Here is a 15,859-nt window from a genome sequence, read left to right as displayed (position 1 = left end):
CGAAGCGGAATCAAGGAGGAGGGCCGCAGGCCCGGGGGACATCCGCGTAGCCACGCGCACCAGCGGCGTCGGCAGCGTACCCATCACGCAGCGCTTCCTTCATGAGGTAGCGAACAAACAAAAAGGCAGCGACCTTGCGATCGCTGCCTTCAGAGTGACGCTTGCCTGAGCGAACGATCACAGGGCGATGCGCAACCCGCTCAGAACTGCGCCTTGAACTGCACACCATAGGTGCGCGGATCGTTGATGAAGCCGGTGCGGTTGTTGAAGTCAATCGCGCCAGTGACCTTCACCTGGTTGGTGATGTTGCGGCCGAACACGGCCACTTCGTACTTGCCGTTGTCCCAGGTGTAGCCGGCGCGCAGGCCGCCGATCAGCAGCGACTGGCCGGTGAACTCGGTGGACTTGTACAGGAAGAAGTTCACTTCGCTGCGGTAGCTCCAGTCGGTGTAGATGTAGAACTCACCGCCGTTGGCCATGGGGATGCCATAGCGGGCGGTGACGTTGTAGATCCACTCCGGCGCGTTGGGCAACGGGTTGCCGTTGATCAAGGCCTGGCCAGCAGCGTTCTTCGGGTTCAGCACGGTACAGCTGGCGCACACACCCACGGCCAGCGTCGGGTCCTGGATTTCGGTGTGGTTGTAGCTGACGTTGCCGGTGACCAGGAAGTTCGGCGTGATGTAGGCGTCCAGGCTGGCTTCAATACCCTGGCCCACGCTCTTGGCCGCATTCAGCAGGCGCACGGCATTGCTGCCGCCACCCACCGCCGTCAGCTGCTGGTCCTTCACTTCGTAGTGGTACGCGGTGAACGCCGCGCGGCCACGCTTGTCCCACAGGTCGCTCTTGATACCGGCTTCGTACGACGTGGTGGTTTCCGGGCCAGCCTGGTTCAGCGGGCCGAAGGGGCCTGCCGGCTGGATGGAGGAGCCGCGGAAGCCCGTGGCCACGCGGGCGTAGATGTTGGTGTCCTTGTCCAGCTTGTAGGTGGCGCTCAGGTCGCCGCTGACCTTGGAGTCGTCCGACTTGGAGCCCAGGCCGTTGCTGGTGACCGGGGGGTTCGGGTCGCCGGCGGGCAGCGGCTGGGTCAGCAGCGTCTTCTTGTCCTGCGTGTAGCGCAGGCCGGCGCGCATGCTGAACTGCGGGCTGAAGGCGTAGTTGACAGAGCCGAACACGGCCCAGGCGTCATTGGTCTGGTCGGTGCGCAGCGGCTGGCCGGATTGCACGTTGCCGCCCAGCGTGTTGTAGGTGTAGCTGTCAAAGCCGTACGACTCGTTGAAGAAGTACAGCCCGGCCTGCCACGACAGCGGCGCATTGCCCTTGGATTCGACACGGAACTCCTGCGTGACCTGCTTGTGGTCGCGGATGGAGCCGGCGGTTTCCGACGGGAAGGGGATGGTGCCCGGGCCACCGCCGGTGGGCAGGAAGGCGGCGCCGTAGCCGCCGTCGATGTCACCGCGGCTGTAGGCGGAAACGGTCTCGTAGCCCGTGATCGAGTAGATGTTGACATCGGCCAGCGACCAGTTCAGGTGCAGGTTGGCGCCGCCAGTCTGCAGGTGCTGGCTGTTGATGCCGTCGGTGAAGATCTTGGCCGGGTCGAATCCGTCCACCAGGTCGTTGGTGCCCAGCTTGATGATGTTGGCGCGGAACAGGCGGGCGCTGCCGTCCAGGTTGCGGCCATGCACACCCAGCAGGGCGCTGAAGCTGCCGCCGTCGTTGTAGCCGACCTGCACGCGCAGGGCCTTGTCGTCATAGCCTTCCAGGTTCTTGGTCGGGCCCTTGTCGTTGGTGACCCAGTCGTCGCGGCGCTGCACCTGTGCCGACACGCGCGCGCTCCAGGCGCCAGTCAGCGGCAGGTTGAAGGCGGTTTCCAGGTTGGCGGTGCCATAGGTGCCGTAGGAGGCGCTGAAATAGCCATCCAGCGCCTTGTTGGACGGGCGCACCGAGTCTATCTTGACCACGCCGGCCGGCGTGTTGCGACCGAACAAGCTGCCTTGCGGGCCGTTCAGCACTTCAACACGACCGACGTCAAACAGCGGGAAGCCCTTGAGCACCGGGTTCTCGGCCACGATGTCGTCATAGATCAGCGACACGGGCTGCGAGGCGTTGGAGCGGAAATCGGTGTTGCCGTAGCCGCGGATGTAGAAGCGCGGGAAGGAACGGCCATAGGACGATTCGATGTTCAGGCTGGGCACGCGGCCCGACAGCATGCGGATGTCTTCGCCGCTGGAGTTGATCACGTCCAGCTTTTCGCCGGACAGGGTGAACACCGAATTGGGCACGTCCTTGATGTTTTCAACGCGGCGCTCGGCCGTCACGGTCACGGCCTGCAGTTGGCCAGTGGCAGTGGTCTGGGCCACGGCTTGTGCCATGGGCCAGGCCATGGCGATGCCCAGCATCACGGGCAGGGGACGGAAGGATTTTTGGGGTTGGGGATGGGGGCGAGTCGACATGGTGCTTATTTCTCTCTCTTTATAGATTTGTGAAGGAGGGGTGAAACCACCAAGAATTATCAAATGCTGCGCCGCAAAAAATCGTGACAAGGGCGACTGTTAGGGCTTTTCGAACAGAAAAAGAAACAGGCTGTAGGGTAAACCCCACAGCCTGTTGTGTGTAGCCCCGCACAGGCAGCTTGCGCCGCCTGCCGCAGAGAAGCCGCGAACTAGTCGTCGAGCTTGAAGTTGAACTCCTGCGTGGCACGAACTTCACCGTCGGACGTGCACTTGTAGGCCATCATGGCCGAGCGAACAGCCTGGTGGTAAATGCGCGGGCCGGAGAGGATGTTCACTTCCTTCACCACGCCGTTGGAGATCACGGCCTCGGCCTTCACCACGCCAGAGATGCCTTCTTGCTGCGCCTTGCGCGGCATTTCGGGCTTCACCTGCGTGGGGCAGGCCACGCCGATGTCGGAGCGGTTGCGCACCGGTGCGGGCGGCGCCGGCGGCGGCGGCGGGGCAATCACGGCCGGGGTGGGCGGCGGCGCCGCCACAGCGGTGATGGCCGGCGCCGTGGACTGCACCGGCACGTCCGGCGGCGGCACGAACGGCGGCGGCGGCGATTCCACCTTGGGTGCCTGCGGCTCGGGCGGCTTGATTTCTTTGGGCGGCGGCGGCGGCGGCGGCGGGATGATCACCTCTTGAATCACCGCTGCTTCCAGCGGCTTCTTGACGATGTCCAGCGTCTTGCGGGCCAGTCCGCTGGCGAACAGCCAGACGATGCCGATGTGCAAAACGACAACGATCGCAATGCCCTTGTAGCGCCGGGTTGGGTCTACCGGCCTGTATTCATAGCTGCTGCTGATCATCATGGCCGTGTCACTGGACAAATTGTTCGCTGCCGATCACCGCCAGCTTGGTCAGACCCAAGCGCTTGGTGGTGGACAAGACATTGGCGACCACCTGGTACTTGGCGGCCTTGTTGGGGCGCAGATGCACCTCGGGCTGCACCGCCTGCGCGGCGGCTGCCGACATCTTGCTTTCCAGCTCGGCGCCGCTGGCCACCGGCACGCCTTGCCAGTAGACGGTGCTGCGGTCGTCAATGTCGATCTTCACCACCTCAGGCTTGTTGTTGCTGGGCGGCGCTCCCACCGGCATCTCCAGGTTGACGGCATGCAACTGGATGGGGATGGTGATGATCAGCATCACCAGCAACACCAGCATCACGTCGATCAACGGCGTGGTGTTGATGTCCATCATCACTTGGGGCTCTTCAGAGCCACCCTTTCCTACGTTCATTCCCATGGGAAGAATCCTTAAAGTGAGTCCGAGCCCGTCAACCGCCCAGAGGGGGCGGTTCGGTGATGAAGGCCACCTTGGTGATACCGGCACGCTGGCAGGCATACAACACCTTGCCCACGCCTTCGTAGTTCGCGGTCATGTCGCCGCGGATCTGCACTTCGGGCTGGGGCTTCTTCTGCGACACCGTCTTCAGCTTGTCCACCAGGTCGTTGACGCTCTTGATGCGGGCGTCAAACCAGTAGATGTTGCTTTGCGGATCAACTGAGATGACGATGTTTTCCGGCTTGGTTTCGCGCAACTCCACGCGCTCCTTGGGGAGCTCGAGCTTGATGGCGGTGGTGACGACAGGGATGGTGATCAAAAAGATGATCAACAGCACCAGCATCACGTCCACCAGCGGCGTGGTGTTGATGTCGGACATGACGGCGTCATCGTCGCCATCCGGTGAGCCAACGTTCATTGACATAGGGAATTCCTAATGTTCGCTCAACGAGCGGTTGGCAGTCAGACCTTCTTGGACGAACCCAGAATCACGGAGTGCAGGTCGCCACCGAAGGCGCGCACGTCATCCATCACGACCTTGTTGCGGCCGACCAGGAAGTTGTAGGCCAGCACGGCCGGCACGGCAACTGCCAGGCCGATGGCGGTCATGATCAGGGCTTCACCCACGGGGCCGGCCACCTTGTCGATGGAGGCTTGGCCGGAGGCGCCGATGCTGGTCAGGGCGTTCAAGATGCCCCACACCGTGCCGAACAGGCCGACGAAGGGGGAGACGGAACCCACAGTGGCCAGGAAGGACAGGCCGGACTGGGTGCTGCGCTGGACGCGCTCGATGGCGCGCTGGATGCCCATGGTGACCCAGTCGCTCAGCGGGATGTGACCCATCAGGCCTTCGTGCTTCTTGGTGGCTTCCAGGCCGGCTTCGGCGATGAAGCGGTAGGGGCTGCTCATTTCCAGAGCGGCAGCGCCTTGCTGCACGGTGCCGGCGGTCCAGAAGTCCGCAGCGGCGGCCTTGGACTGGCGGCCAATCTTGGACTGCTCCAGCAGCTTGACGAACATGATGTACCAGGAACCCACAGACATGATGATCAACAGGATCAGCACGGTCTTGGTGATGTAGTCGGAACCTTTCCACAGCGCTTCCAGGCCATAGGGGTTTTCGCCATGGGCACCGGCAGCGGGGGCGCCTGCGGCGGCGGGCGCGGGGGCAGCAGCAGCAGCGGGCGGGGCCACGGTGGCCGAGGCTGCGTCAGCAGCAGCGGGTGCAGCGGGGGCTTGCGCTTGTGCGGCCGTGCCCAGGAAGGCGAAGGCAGCCAAAACTGCTGCGCCGGTCAAAGCGCGAATGAAAGATTTCGTGTTGATTGACACAACGGTTTCCTTTTGAGATTGAGAGGCAGCGGTATTGAACTGGTATTGTAGTGAACTCTAAAGGAACTCTCTACCCAACCGCACACACTTTTACGTACAAGATTTGCACTTGTGATTGAACACAACGCAAAAGCCGGGCCAAGCCGGACAGGCTTTCTACGTCACCAGGTTTTGTCAGCCCGCCAGCACGCATGCACGCGCCCGCACCCCGGCCGAAAAGGGGGCCCATTCTAACACGGTGCCAGTTCAACTGACCCCAAGCTGACGGGCTACTTCTCCAACTCTTTACATGGCGGCTCTCCAGCAAATGTAGTTTTACTCGTTGCAAGCCTTGTGCCAAGGGCACACGGCCCGCAACGCGAATTGCCGCCAAGCCGACTATCTTACGGCATCGCGTATGCGGGTTTTCCCCATGCACCATTTTCAGGCACCACTCAGCAAAGCCGCATTGCCACCAGCGGCGGTGGTGTTCACGGTGACCGTTTGCTCGGCGCAGAAGCGGTGCAGGTAGTAAGGGCCACCGGCCTTGGGGCCGGTGCCGCTCAAGGCCTCGCCACCGAACGGTTGTACGCCAACTACGGCGCCGATCATGTTCCGGTTCACGTACACATTGCCGATTCTGGCCTGCGCGGCTAGTGCTTGGGCCCGCGAATCAATGCGGGTCTGAAGACCCAAGGTCAAGCCGTAGCCCAGCGCGTTGATCTGCGCCACCACCGCCAGTGGGTCACCGCCCCAGCGCACCACCTGCAATACCGGCCCGAAGATCTCGTGCCGCACGTCGGCGATGGAGGCGACCTCGAACATGTGAGGCCCTATCAAATGGCTTGGCGCACCAGCTGACGCACCAACTTGGGCCATGGCCGTGGGTACGTGCAAGGGCTTGGCCTGAGCCTGCAAGCGGCGCAGGTGCTGCTGTATGCCGTCGAAGGCCTCGGCATCGATCACCGGCCCCACATCGGTGCTCAGCTGCGCGGGGTCGCCCACCACCAGTTCCTGTGCAGCGCCCTGGATCATGGCGATGACGCCGTCGGCCACGGCCTCGTGCACACACAGCAGGCGCAGCGCCGAGCAGCGCTGGCCGGCACTGCGGAAGGCGGACTGCACCACCGCATCGGCCACCTGCTCGGGCAGCGCGGTGGAATCCACCAGCATGGCATTGATGCCGCCGGTCTCGGCGATCAGCGGGATGATGGGGCCGTCCTTGGCCGCCAGCGCGCGCTGGATGATCTTGGCCACCTGGGTGGAGCCGGTGAAAACCACGCCGGCAATCTCCGACAGCGCCACCAGCGCCGCACCCACTGTCTCGCCTGGACCGTGCAGCAGTTGCACCGCATCAGCCGGCACACCGGCCGCATGCAGCAGCCGCACCGCCGCCAGCGCCACGGCAGGGGTCTGCTCGGCCGGCTTGGCCAGCACGGTGTTGCCGGTGGCCAGCGCGGCGGCCACCTGGCCCATGAAGATGGCCAACGGGAAATTCCACGGGCTGATGCAGACCCAGACGCCGCGTCCGCTGAGCCGCAGCTCATTGCTCTCGCCAGTGACGCCAAACAGCGCCGGCCTGACACCGTGGGCCCCGCCGGCCCAGGCGGCAGGCAGCGCTGGCAGGGCCAGCGGGCGCATCAGCACTTCGGCCTGGTCGGCGTAGTAGCGCAGGAAGTCCACCGCCTCGCGCACCTCGGACACGGCGTCGCCCCAGGTCTTGAAGGCCTCGCGCACCAGCACGGCGCAAAAAGCCGGCAGTTGCTGCTCCAGCGCGTCAGCGGCGCGGCGCAGCACGGCGGCACGCTCGGCCACCGGCGTGCCATTCCATGGCGCAAAGCTGTGGTCCGCGCGCTGCCAGGCCTGGCCGGCCTGCGACGGGTCGAATTCGGGCACCTGGGGCACGCTGGAGGACTGAAGCGCCGCCAACAGCGGCTCGCGCATGGCGGGCACGGTCAGGTCCAGGCCGCTGCTGTTCTTGCGTGCGCCGCTGGGGTTGCCGTCCGCGCTGTAGCCAAACAGGTTCACCGGCAGCGGCAGCGAGCTGTTCGCCTCCAGACGCAGCGGCGAGATCAGCAGTTCGTCCATGCCCACGGACTCGTCGGCCAGCTGGTGCACGAAGGACGAGTTGGCGCCGTTTTCCAGCAGCCGGCGCACCAGGTAGGCCAGCAGGTCGCGGTGCGCGCCCACCGGGGCGTAGACGCGACAGGCGATCAGCGGGTTCTTCAGCACCTCGCGGTACACGCCCTCGCCCATGCCATGCAAGCGCTGCAGCTCGAACGCCGCGCCGGTGCGCGCACCCATCTGCAGGATGGCGGCAATGGTGGCGGCGTTGTGGGTGGCGAACTGCGGGTAGATGGCGTCGGGCGCCTCCAGCAGCGCGCGGGCGCAGGCCAGGTAAGAGATGTCGGTGTGGTGTTTGTGGGTGAACACCGGGTAACAGGGCAAGCCCAATTCCTGTGCCCGCTTGACCTCGGCGTCCCAATAGGCGCCCTTGACCAAACGGCACATCAGGCGCACGCCGTGCTTGCGGGCCAGGCCGGCCACATGCTCTATCAACTCCAGCGCGCGCGTCTGGTAGGCCTGCATGGCCAGCCCCAGGCCGCGCCACTTGGGGCATTCGGCGCCGACCTTGGCCACCAGCGCCTCGAACACGTCCAGCGACAGCTCCAGCCGGTCCACCTCTTCGGCGTCTATGGTCAGGTTGATGTTGGCGGCAGCCGCCATCTCGCACAGCTGCCACACCAGCGGCACCAGCTCGGCCATCACGCGCGCGTGCTGCGCATCCTCATAGCGCGGGTGCAGGGCGCTGAGCTTGATGGAGATGCCATCGCCCTCCTCCAGCGTGCTGCCGGGCGGCTTGGCGGCGGCAATGGCCTGGATGGCGTTGCGGTAGCTGTGCAGGTAGCGCCGGGCGTCCTCGGCGGTGCGGGCGCCCTCGCCCAGCATGTCGTAGCTGAAGCGCAACTGCTTCTGGCGCGCGCGCGCATCGCGCGCCTCGCCCATGGCGTCGTCAATGGTCTGACCCAGCACGAACTGGCGACCCAGCAACTGCACCGCGCGCAACGTGGCAGACACCACGGTGCGTGCGCCCAGGCGCGACAACAGGCCCGGCCCACCGGCAGCGCCCGGCTCGGGCAGGAACACCTTGGACATGCTGATGGCGGCCGACGACAGCCGCGCCAGCACCTTGTCGCCAGCACCATCAAAATCGGCCCGGCCCAACTGGTCGGCCGTCAGTGCGATCGCGGTCTCGGCATCGGGCACGCGCAGCAAGGCCTCGGCCAGGCGCATCAACGCCAGGCCCTCGGCGCTGGAGATGGGGTACTCCTTCAGCAGGCTTTCCATGGCCCAGAAAGGCGGCGGGTTCTCGCGCACCGCCTGCACCCAAGGCACAGCCACCTTGGCGGCTGTGGCCCAGTCCAGTGCATGGGCCAGCGCAGCCAGGCGCTGCGACACCACGTCGGATTCAGGTCGGTAGGGAAAAGGCAAACGGGAAGAGCTGGACATGCGGAAACTGCGGAAAATTTGGTGAATCGTGCGATGATTACCGCAAATGCGGTGAATATTTCACCTATTAATTGCCTGACTTCTGAATAATTAACCAAACATGGACGGCAAGCTGGCGGATCTGGACCGCATCGACCTGAAGATTCTGGACGCGCTGCAGCAAGACGGCCGGGTCTCCAACCTGAAGCTGGCCGAAACCGTGGCACTGTCCCCCACCGCCGTGCTGGCGCGGGTGCAACGGCTGACCAAGGACGGCTACATCCTGGGCTACCAGGCCCGGCTGGACCCGGCCAAGCTGGGCGCGGGCATGACGGTGTTCGTGGAAGTGCTGCTGGACCGCACCACGCCCAATGTGTTCGATGCCTTCAAGGCCGCCGTGCAGGTGCACGCCGAAATCCTGGAATGCCACATGGTGGCCGGCGGTTTCGACTACCTGCTGAAGACCCGCATGGCCGACATGACGGCCTACCGTGCGTTCGCCGGCACCGTGCTGTGGCAACTGCCGGGCGTGCGCGAGACGCGCACCTATGCGGTGATGGAGGAAGTGAAAAACTCCACGCTGCTCAAGCTGGTCTGACGGCATCAGGCCATGGCAGCCGCAGCGCCACGCGCCACGGAGAAGCTGGGCAAATGTAAATCCCGGTTGCACACGGTTCCCAAGCCGGCGGACTTTGGCCACAATGGTCCATCACTTTTTGAAGGGGACCGGAGTGAAGAAACAGCACCTTGTCATGGCAGGCCTGCTGGCCCTGGCCAGCCTGGGCGCCCACGCACAGCAGAAGCCCGGCCTGTGGGAAATCACCAGCAAAATGGCTGGCGGCGGCGCTGACAGCGAAAAAATAGCCAAGGCGCAAGCCCAGATGCAGGCGCAGATGGCGGCCATGTCGCCCGAGCAACGCAAGATGGTGGAAGGCGCGATGGCCAAGAACGGCGTGCAGATGGGCGCGGGTGGCCCCGGCGGCGGCATGACGATGAAGGTGTGCGTGACGGAGGAGATGGTCAAGCGCGGCCAGATGTCCACCGGCCAGGCGGCCCAGCATGGCTGCACCAACACCCTGTCGCCACGCGTGGGCAACACCATGAAGATGAGCTTCACCTGCACGCAGCCGCCCTCCAGCGGTGAAGGCACGTTCACCTTCAACGGTGCCGAGTCTTACACCATGCAGATGACCACCCGCGCGACACGCGGCGGCGCCGAACACCAGATGAGCATGCAAGCCACAGGGCGCTGGCTGTCGGCCGACTGCGGCAGTGTCAAACCGATCACGCTGCCCAAGCAGTAAGGAAGGCAGCGGCTCTGGTTTTGCCGCAGGGCCGCCCCAAGGCAAAACGCGGCCCCCTCGGGGGGCAGGACGGACACGAAGTGCCGGACGTGGGGGCTAGCTAACTTCGGGCGCCGAAAATAGCCGTGCCCACGCGCACCATCGTGCTCCCGGCGCGCACCGCCGCCTCCAGGTCGGCGCTCATGCCCATGGACAGCGTGTCCCAGCGCGGCGCCTGATCGCCCAACGCGGCGCCCAGCTCGTCAAACAGCGCGCGGGTGCGCTGGTGCACCGCCAGCGCCTCCGCCTCGTTGGCAGGCTCAGGAATGCTCATGAGGCCGCGCAATTGCAGCCGCGGCAATACCGCGGTGGCGCGCGCCAGTGCCAGCGCCTCCCCCATGGCCACACCCGACTTGTTGGCACCGCCGTCCACATTCACCTGCAGGCACACGTTCAGCGGCGGCAGGGTGGCCGGCCGCTGCTCGCTCAGCCGTTGGGCGATCTTCAGCCGGTCCACCGAATGCACCCAGTGGAATTGCTCGGCCACCGGGCGGGTCTTGTTGCTTTGCAGCGGGCCTATGCAGTGCCACTCGATGGCCAGGTGCGTCAGCGCCGCCATCTTGTCCAGCGCCTCCTGCACGTAGTTCTCGCCAAAGGCGCGCTGGCCGGCGGCGAAGGCCTGGGCCAGCGCCTCGGGGCCGCAGGTCTTGGAGACCGCCAGCAGGGCCACCTGGTCAGCCGGCCGGCCGGCCGCCGCACACGCCTGGGCCAAACGCTGGCGAACGTGCTGGAGGTTCTGCGCAATCATGGTCATAATTGACGGCGAGCGTATCAAAAAAACTTCCGGGGGATTCGTGGACATTACCCAACTGCTGGCCTTCAGCGTGAAGAACAAGGCGTCCGACCTGCACTTGTCGGCCGGACTGCCGCCCATGATCCGCGTGCACGGCGACGTGCGGCGCATCAATGTGGAGCCGCTGGACCACAAGGCGGTGCACGCCATGGTGTACGACATCATGAACGACACCCAGCGCAAGGTGTACGAGGAATTCCTGGAAATCGACTTCTCGTTCGAGATCGACGGCCTGGCGCGCTTCCGCGTCAACGCCTTCAACCACCAGCGCGGCGCCGGCGCGGTGTTCCGAACCATTCCCAGCAAAATCCTGTCGCTTGAGCAGTTGAACGCGCCCAAGATCTTCGGCGAACTGGCCTTGAAACCGCGCGGCATGGTGCTGGTGACCGGCCCCACCGGCTCGGGCAAGTCCACCACGCTGGCGGCCATGGTCAACTACCTGAACGAAACCGAGTTCGGCCACATCCTGACGGTGGAAGACCCGATCGAGTTCGTGCACGAATCCAAGAAGTGCCTGATCAACCAGCGCGAAGTCGGCCCGCACACGCTGAGCTTCGCCGCCGCCTTGAAGTCCGCACTGCGCGAAGACCCGGACGCCATCCTGGTGGGCGAAATGCGCGACCTGGAAACCATTCGCCTGGCCATGACGGCAGCCGAAACCGGCCACCTGGTGTTTGGCACGCTGCACACCTCCAGCGCGGCCAAGACGATTGACCGCATCATCGACGTCTTCCCCGCCGATGAAAAGGAAATGGTGCGCGCGATGCTCTCCGAGTCGCTGCAGGCGGTGATCTCGCAGACACTGTGCAAGACCAAGGACGGCCAGGGCCGCGTGGCGGCGCACGAGATCATGCTGGGCACGCCCGCCATCCGCAACCTGATCCGCGAGGCCAAGGTGGCGCAGATGTACTCCTCCATCCAGACCGGCAACAATGTGGGCATGCAGACGCTGGACCAGAACCTAACCGACCTGGTGCGGCGCAATGTGATCTCCCCGGCCGAGGCGCGCGGCAAGGCCAAGATCCCGGAAAACTTCCCCGGCTAAAGACAGAGCCCCCAGCGCCATGGAACACCCGGTCACCGATTCGCCAGGCGCTGTGCGTGAGCCGCAAGGCGCGGCCGCCGGCCGCGCGCCAGCGTCCAACCTGCTGTTCACCACCGCGTTTGCCGACCTGGGGCTGGATGCCACGCTGATGACGCCGTGGAGCGCCCGCAGCACAGAGCTGGGTACCAAGCCCCTGGCCCCCGAGCGCGGCGCGCAGCTGATGCAGGCGCTGTGGGAGAAGGACAAGTTCATGAGCCGGTTGGGCCCGCAGGCCGTGGGCCGCATGCAACCGTTCTTCGACTTCTGCAAGGTGAAGCCGGACTGCGACATCATCCGCCAGGACGAATACGGCAACTTCATGGTGGTGCTGCTGTCGGGCACCATCGCGGTGGACCGCATGCAGCCCTGGGGCGAGCGGCTGCGGCTGGCCGAAACCCGCCCGGGTGAAATACTGGGTGAAATGTCGCTGCTGGACAGCGGCATGCGATTTTCCGCATGCACCACCGTGGGTGAGTGCGAAATCGGCGTGCTCAGCGCCGATGCCATGGACGACATGATGCTGGCCGACCCGCCGTTGGCCGCCAACCTGATCGCCCTTCTAGCCCGCAAGCTGTCATTGCGCCTGCGCGTGGTGAGCGCGCGTCTCAGTGAACAGAAATGAACCCTAGGGAGTAACACCCGCCATGGAACGCGATCAGGCCACAAAATTCATCAATGACTTGCTCAAGCTGATGGTCAGCCGCAATGGCAGCGACTTGTTCATCACCGGCGACTTCCCGCCCGCCGTCAAGGTGGACGGCAAGGTGACCAAGGTGTCGCCGCAGCCGCTGACCGGCGCGCACACGCTGGCGCTGGCGCGCTCCATCATGAACGACAAGCAGGTGGCGGAGTTCGAACGCACCAAGGAGTGCAACTTCGCCATCTCGCCGCCGGGCGTGGGGCGCTTCCGCGTCAACGCCTTCATCCAGCAGGGCAAGGTGGGCATGGTGCTGCGGGTGATCCCCATGGTGCTGCCCACCATCGACAGCCTTGGCGTGCCGCAGGTGCTGAAAGAGGTGGCCACCAGCAAGCGCGGCCTGGTCATCCTGGTGGGTGCCACCGGCTCGGGCAAGTCGACCACATTGGCCGCCATGGTGGACTGGCGCAACGAAACCACCTACGGCCACATCATCACCATCGAGGACCCGGTGGAATTCGTGCATCCGCACAAGAACTGCGTGGTGACGCAGCGCGAGGTGGGCCTGGACACCGACAGCTGGGAGGCGGCGCTGAAGAACACGCTGCGCCAGGCGCCCGACGTGATCCTGATGGGCGAAATCCGCGACCGCGAAACCATGGAGCACGCGGTGGCCTTTGCCGAGACCGGCCACTTGTGCCTGGCCACGCTGCACGCCAACAGCGCCAACCAGGCGCTGGACCGCATCATCAACTTCTTCCCCGAAGAGCGGCGCCCGCAGTTGCTGATGGACTTGTCGCTGAACCTGAAGTCGCTGGTGTCGCAGCGGCTGATCCCCAAGCAGGACGGCAAGGGCCGCACGGCGGCGATCGAAATCCTGCTGAACACCCCGCTGATCTCCGACCTGATCTTCAAGGGCGAGGTGTCCGAGATCAAGGAAATCATGAAGAAGAGCCGCAACCTGGGCATGCAGACCTTCGACCAGGCGCTGTTCGATGCCTACGAGAACAACATGATCACCTACGAGGACGCGCTGCGCAACGCCGACTCACTGAACGACCTGCGCCTGCAGATCAAGCTCAACAGCCAGCGCGGCCGCAGCCAGGACCTGAGCGCCGGCACCGAGAATTTCGCCATCGTTTAAGCCACTTTTCGTCAACCTTCACGAGCGCCGGCATTCGCCGGCGCATCTTTTTGCCATGCCCAACATCAATCCGAAAACTTACGAAACCACTCCTTCGCGCAAAACCGCCTTCCTGGGCCTGGGCGTGATGGGCTACCCCATGGCCGGCCACCTGGCCCGCGCCGGCCACGCCGTGACGGTGTACAACCGCAGCGCCGCCAAGGCCGCCGCCTGGTGCGCCGAATTCGCCGACAGCGCGGCACCACGCTCCGGCGCCACACCGCGCGAGGCCGCGCAAGGCGCCGAGTTCGTGTTCTGCTGCGTCGGCAACGATGACGACCTGCGCAGCGTGGTGCTGGGCGCCGACGGCGCACTGGCCGGCATGCAGCCGGGCAGCGTGTTCGTGGACCACACCACCGCCTCGGCCGCCGTGGCGCGCGAGCTGGCCGCAGCCGCCAAGGACAAAGGCATCACCTTCATCGACGCCCCGGTGTCCGGCGGCCAGGCCGGCGCCCAAAACGGTTTGCTGACGGTGATGTGCGGCGGCGACGCCACCGCCTTCGCCAGCGCCCAACCGGTGGCCATGGCCTTTTCGCGCGCCGTCACCCTGCTGGGCGACAGCGGCGCCGGCCAACTGGCCAAGATGGTCAACCAGATCTGCATCGCCGGCCTGGTGCAGGGCCTGTCTGAGGCCATCGCCTTCGGTCAGCGCGCCGGCCTGGACATGGCGCAGGTGCTGGACGTGATCGGCAAGGGTGCCGCGCAAAGCTGGCAGATGGACAACCGCGGCAAGACCATGGTGGCCGACAAGTTTGACTTTGGCTTCGCCGTCGACTGGATGCGCAAGGACCTGGGGCTGGTGCTGGACGAGGCCAAGCGCAACGGCGCGCGGTTGCCGGTGACCGCGCTGGTGGACCAGTTCTACGCCGACGTGCAGCAGATGGGCGGCCAGCGCTGGGATACGTCCAGCCTGATCAAGCGCTTGAAATAGCGCCCTGAGCAGGCCATAGCCAGAGGCTAAGGCTTCCTAGGCGTCGCGTCGGACACAGGCGCTGGCCCGGCAGGCGGCGGCACCAGGCGTTTGAGCTCATCCTCGCTGATGATCTCGAGCACCCGCACCACCTTCTGCACACCGGTGGTGGTGCGCGTGACTTCGGTCGCCAGGTCGGCCTCGCGCTGGGTCACGCGGCCCATCAGGTAGACGGTGCCGCGCTCGGTCACCACCTTGAAGGCGTTGGCGTAGAGGTTCTTCTCGTCCACCATCGCGGCCTTCACGCGCGTGGTCACCAGCGAATCGGTGGAGCGCTGCGACAGCGTGGAGATGCCCAGCACCGCCGTGTCGTTGACCACGGTGCGCACGTTTTCCACCTTGCCGGCCACTTGCTCGGCGGTCTGGCGGTCCTGCTCGCTGGCCACCTCGCCGGTCAGCAGCACCTGGCGGTTGTAGCTGGTGACGTTGACGTGGGCCTTGTCGCCCAGGGCCTCGCGGATCCGGCTGGCGCCGCGGAACTCGATGCCCTCGTCCTCCAGCTGGGCGCCCGAGGTGCGGCGGTCAATGGCGGTCATCACGCCGACGGCAGCGCCGCCAACGAGGATTGGAAAACAGCCGCTCAGGCTGCCACCCAGCACCAGCGCGGCCACCGCCGTCTTGGCCGTGGCCCAATATCTTCCCCGATTCGTCGTCATGGTCATGGTGGGTTTTCCTGTTCACCTAAAAGCTGGGCGTCCACCGCATCGCAGATGCAGTGCAGCGCCAGAATATGCACCTCCTGGATGCGGGCGGTGCGGTCATGCGGCACGCAGATGTGCACGTCGGTGTCGCGCAGCGCGTGCGCCATCTTGCCGCCGCCACGCCCCGACAGGCCCACCACCACCATCTCGCGCTCGTGCGCGGCATCGATGGCGGCCAGCACATTGGCCGAGTTGCCGCTGGTGGAGATGGCCAGCAGCACGTCGCCGGGCGAGCCCAGGGCACGCACCTGGCGCGAGAAGATGCTGGCGAAGTCGTAGTCGTTGGCGATCGCGGTCAGGATCGAACTGTCGGTGGTCAGCGCGATGGCGCCCAGCTCGGGCCGCTCGCGCTCAAAACGGCCGACGAACTCGGCCGAAAAGTGCTGGGCGTCAGCCGCCGAGCCGCCGTTGCCGCAGGCCAGCACCTTGCCGCCACTGGTCACGCAGGCCAGCATGGCCTGCACCGCCGCCGCGATGGGCTTGCTCAGAACCTGGGCCGACTGGTATTTCAGGTCGGCGCTGTCGATGAAGTGCTGTTCTATCCGTTGCTCTAGCATGGCCCGGATGATAACCGCGAG

At 65.3% G+C, this 15,859-nt stretch carries 15 protein-coding genes; 6 read left to right on the top strand and 9 right to left on the bottom strand.

The window, feature by feature from the left end:
- Positions 1–200 precede the first annotated feature (200 nt).
- The 6 genes from AC1DX2_RS12855 to AC1DX2_RS12830 form a co-directional block, all read right to left on the bottom strand.
- The gene (locus tag AC1DX2_RS12855) at positions 201–2,450 is read right to left on the bottom strand and encodes a TonB-dependent receptor (protein WP_477196757.1); all 2,250 of its coding nucleotides are present in this window, start codon (positions 2,448–2,450) and stop codon (positions 201–203) included.
- 209 nt (positions 2,451–2,659) lie between these two features.
- Positions 2,660–3,304, bottom strand: a complete 645-nt coding sequence (locus AC1DX2_RS12850; protein ID WP_477196756.1) for an energy transducer TonB — start codon at positions 3,302–3,304, stop codon at positions 2,660–2,662.
- A 7-nt stretch (positions 3,305–3,311) separates the two neighbouring features.
- The gene (locus AC1DX2_RS12845) at positions 3,312–3,737 is read right to left on the bottom strand and encodes an ExbD/TolR family protein (RefSeq protein ID WP_477196755.1); all 426 of its coding nucleotides are present in this window, start codon (positions 3,735–3,737) and stop codon (positions 3,312–3,314) included.
- A 31-nt stretch (positions 3,738–3,768) separates the two neighbouring features.
- The gene (locus AC1DX2_RS12840; protein WP_477196754.1) at positions 3,769–4,200 is read right to left on the bottom strand and encodes an ExbD/TolR family protein; all 432 of its coding nucleotides are present in this window, start codon (positions 4,198–4,200) and stop codon (positions 3,769–3,771) included.
- Positions 4,201–4,238: 38 nt separating this feature from the next.
- The gene (locus AC1DX2_RS12835) at positions 4,239–5,051 is read right to left on the bottom strand and encodes a MotA/TolQ/ExbB proton channel family protein (RefSeq protein WP_477196753.1); all 813 of its coding nucleotides are present in this window, start codon (positions 5,049–5,051) and stop codon (positions 4,239–4,241) included.
- A gap of 474 nt (positions 5,052–5,525) precedes the next feature.
- Complete coding sequence (locus AC1DX2_RS12830; RefSeq protein ID WP_477196752.1) at positions 5,526–8,591, bottom strand: L-glutamate gamma-semialdehyde dehydrogenase; 3,066 nt, start codon at positions 8,589–8,591, stop codon at positions 5,526–5,528.
- A gap of 100 nt (positions 8,592–8,691) precedes the next feature.
- Here AC1DX2_RS12830 and AC1DX2_RS12825 point away from each other — a divergent pair, with 100 nt between their 5' ends.
- Both AC1DX2_RS12825 and AC1DX2_RS12820 read left to right on the top strand, forming a co-directional pair.
- Complete coding sequence (locus AC1DX2_RS12825) at positions 8,692–9,168, top strand: Lrp/AsnC ligand binding domain-containing protein (RefSeq protein ID WP_477196751.1); 477 nt, start codon at positions 8,692–8,694, stop codon at positions 9,166–9,168.
- A 154-nt stretch (positions 9,169–9,322) separates the two neighbouring features.
- Entirely contained in the window at positions 9,323–9,874 is a 552-nt protein-coding gene (locus AC1DX2_RS12820) for a DUF3617 domain-containing protein (protein WP_477196750.1), read from the top strand.
- 100 nt (positions 9,875–9,974) lie between these two features.
- Here AC1DX2_RS12820 and AC1DX2_RS12815 read toward each other — a convergent pair whose 3' ends face one another.
- A complete protein-coding gene (locus AC1DX2_RS12815; protein WP_477196749.1) occupies positions 9,975–10,667 on the bottom strand; it encodes a YggS family pyridoxal phosphate-dependent enzyme in 693 nt (230 codons plus the stop codon).
- A 40-nt stretch (positions 10,668–10,707) separates the two neighbouring features.
- Here AC1DX2_RS12815 and AC1DX2_RS12810 point away from each other — a divergent pair, with 40 nt between their 5' ends.
- From AC1DX2_RS12810 to AC1DX2_RS12795, 4 genes are read left to right on the top strand one after another with little or no spacing between them, the layout of a single operon-like run.
- Entirely contained in the window at positions 10,708–11,751 is a 1,044-nt protein-coding gene (locus tag AC1DX2_RS12810; RefSeq protein WP_477196748.1) for a type IV pilus twitching motility protein PilT, read from the top strand.
- Between the two features lie 19 nt (positions 11,752–11,770).
- Positions 11,771–12,412: a cyclic nucleotide-binding domain-containing protein gene (locus tag AC1DX2_RS12805; protein WP_477196747.1), complete on the top strand. Its 642-nt coding sequence runs from the start codon at positions 11,771–11,773 to the stop codon at positions 12,410–12,412.
- 22 nt (positions 12,413–12,434) lie between these two features.
- The gene (locus AC1DX2_RS12800) at positions 12,435–13,571 is read left to right on the top strand and encodes a PilT/PilU family type 4a pilus ATPase (RefSeq protein ID WP_477196746.1); all 1,137 of its coding nucleotides are present in this window, start codon (positions 12,435–12,437) and stop codon (positions 13,569–13,571) included.
- Between the two features lie 55 nt (positions 13,572–13,626).
- Positions 13,627–14,541 (top strand): NAD(P)-dependent oxidoreductase, encoded by a 915-nt coding sequence (locus AC1DX2_RS12795; RefSeq protein ID WP_477196745.1) that lies wholly within the window; start codon positions 13,627–13,629, stop codon positions 14,539–14,541.
- A 26-nt stretch (positions 14,542–14,567) separates the two neighbouring features.
- On the opposite strand, the gene AC1DX2_RS12790 is transcribed toward AC1DX2_RS12795, so the two are convergent.
- Both AC1DX2_RS12790 and AC1DX2_RS12785 read right to left on the bottom strand, forming a co-directional pair.
- Positions 14,568–15,242, bottom strand: a complete 675-nt coding sequence (locus tag AC1DX2_RS12790) for a BON domain-containing protein (RefSeq protein ID WP_477196744.1) — start codon at positions 15,240–15,242, stop codon at positions 14,568–14,570.
- On the bottom strand, positions 15,239–15,838 hold the full coding sequence (locus AC1DX2_RS12785; protein ID WP_477196743.1) for a phosphoheptose isomerase: 600 nt from the start codon (positions 15,836–15,838) through the stop codon (positions 15,239–15,241). The genes AC1DX2_RS12790 and AC1DX2_RS12785 overlap by 4 nt, the downstream gene beginning before the upstream one ends.
- Positions 15,839–15,859 lie beyond the last annotated feature (21 nt).

The sequence above is a fragment of the Hylemonella sp. P2_B10 genome (assembly GCF_056404875.1).
The sequence above is the reverse complement of the archived record's forward strand: the minus strand, read 5'-3'. Positions and strand labels throughout refer to the sequence as shown.

Coding starts and splice junctions, on each gene's coding strand:
- AC1DX2_RS12820 (WP_477196750.1), top strand. CDS start 9,323: ATGGCAGGCCTGCTGGCCCTGGCCAGCCTGGGCGCCCACGCACAGCAG.
- AC1DX2_RS12855 (WP_477196757.1), bottom strand. CDS start 2,450: ATGTCGACTCGCCCCCATCCCCAACCCCAAAAATCCTTCCGTCCCCTG.
- AC1DX2_RS12800 (WP_477196746.1), top strand. CDS start 12,435: ATGGAACGCGATCAGGCCACAAAATTCATCAATGACTTGCTCAAGCTG.
- AC1DX2_RS12845 (WP_477196755.1), bottom strand. CDS start 3,737: ATGGGAATGAACGTAGGAAAGGGTGGCTCTGAAGAGCCCCAAGTGATG.
- AC1DX2_RS12840 (WP_477196754.1), bottom strand. CDS start 4,200: ATGTCAATGAACGTTGGCTCACCGGATGGCGACGATGACGCCGTCATG.
- AC1DX2_RS12825 (WP_477196751.1), top strand. CDS start 8,692: ATGGACGGCAAGCTGGCGGATCTGGACCGCATCGACCTGAAGATTCTG.
- AC1DX2_RS12815 (WP_477196749.1), bottom strand. CDS start 10,667: ATGACCATGATTGCGCAGAACCTCCAGCACGTTCGCCAGCGTTTGGCC.
- AC1DX2_RS12795 (WP_477196745.1), top strand. CDS start 13,627: ATGCCCAACATCAATCCGAAAACTTACGAAACCACTCCTTCGCGCAAA.
- AC1DX2_RS12830 (WP_477196752.1), bottom strand. CDS start 8,591: ATGTCCAGCTCTTCCCGTTTGCCTTTTCCCTACCGACCTGAATCCGAC.
- AC1DX2_RS12785 (WP_477196743.1), bottom strand. CDS start 15,838: ATGCTAGAGCAACGGATAGAACAGCACTTCATCGACAGCGCCGACCTG.
- AC1DX2_RS12790 (WP_477196744.1), bottom strand. CDS start 15,242: ATGACCATGACGACGAATCGGGGAAGATATTGGGCCACGGCCAAGACG.
- AC1DX2_RS12805 (WP_477196747.1), top strand. CDS start 11,771: ATGGAACACCCGGTCACCGATTCGCCAGGCGCTGTGCGTGAGCCGCAA.
- AC1DX2_RS12850 (WP_477196756.1), bottom strand. CDS start 3,304: ATGATGATCAGCAGCAGCTATGAATACAGGCCGGTAGACCCAACCCGG.